The sequence below is a fragment of the Spiroplasma sp. Moj genome (assembly GCF_016082285.1).
GTDB classification, from domain to species: Bacteria; Bacillota_I; Bacilli_A; order Mycoplasmatales; family Mycoplasmataceae; genus Spiroplasma; species Spiroplasma phoeniceum.
Map to the genome: position 1 here is coordinate 1 of NZ_MQTY02000154.1, position 1,365 is coordinate 1,365.

General features: G+C 24.4%; 1 pseudogene. It reads right to left on the bottom strand.

Annotated features, from left to right (window positions below):
• Positions 1–1,161: 1,161 nt before the first annotated feature.
• Positions 1,162–1,266 (bottom strand): annotated as a pseudogene (locus tag BST80_RS05235) (IS5/IS1182 family transposase); the annotation flags it as partial.
• Positions 1,267–1,365: the final 99 nt, after the last annotated feature.

Genomic DNA, 1,365 nt, shown 5'->3' on the forward strand with positions numbered 1-1,365 from the left:
TGTATACTCTAATCGAAAATGGGGAAGGACAATAAGAATATGAAGAGAGANCGAGTAAGAGAGAAAGGGAGAGAAAGCGTAAAAAGGAAGCCAACGAGAGAGAGAGATAGAGGGAGAGATAGAGATAGAAATAGCTAGACAGATTATGAAAGATAGACAGGGATGGAGATAGTGAGCGAGAGCAAATAAAGGAGACAGAGAACTGTATCCCTCTGGTTCCTCTTTACCTCAATTTCTCTTTCTCTCTCTCACAGTGACACTTAGAACCACAGAGCATCAAAAAGTTAAGTCAGATTGGAAGGACAGAGACGTGAAATAATAACAGAATAATTAACTAATTAAAATTATAATTTGCTATTAGTATCTTTTTAAAAATATTTACAATTATTTTAATAGGTTATGCAAGAAGTCTATTATGTAAAAAATTACAATAAGTTAGAAGGGGGATTTGCTTGGTGTCTAAAGAGGATATTAAGCTATTCCATATAATCTTAGATTCTTATTGTAAGAGGTTTTTCATTCTTATGTATTAGTTTATAATTTCAGCAGTATTAATTTTGATAACTAAAGTACTAACAATTTTTTATTCATTTTTTAGTATCATAAAAATGAATAGGTGCCACATTATTATTTAACAAATATTTTATAGTTTTGAATAATTTAAGGTTTATATTCTGGTAACATATGGTAAACAAAAACACATCAGATTTTTGTTTTTCATAAAAAGTTATTTCATAAGTAGTTTAAATAATAATGTTGTCAACACCATTAGTATTATCCCGCAAAAACTTGACAAATGATTTTCTTTTTTATTTATTTATGTTTTATTTTGTTGTTAATATTATTACACTAATTTTATAAAAAACGTGTTGAATCTGATGAGGATGAGAAAAGGGATAAAAATATTGTAGTACCTATGTGTTTATTTGACTGTGATGCTTTATTTGAAAAAGGATTTATTTATGTTGACAATGATGGAATAATAGACTTCTTGCATAACCTATTAAAATAATTGTAAATATTTTTAAAAAGATACTAATAGCAAATTATAATTTTAATTAATTATGTCTTTTATTTAAAAATTTAATATTTTCCTACAACGAAAAATGANTTTTTTATTTAAATTATTTAATTTTAAATACATCTTATATTNTATGCTATCTATAATAATTGCAAATTATAAATTGAAGCAATTAAATTAAATCTTAAACTAAATCGTTTTCTATGATTACGATATTTTTCTGTAATAATTTTAAATTTTTTAAGAATAGCAAAAATATTTTCAATANNNGACTTCTTGCATAACCTAGTTATTTTAAAATTCCTATAAAATATATTTAAAATAGAAATTATANGAATCTAAAA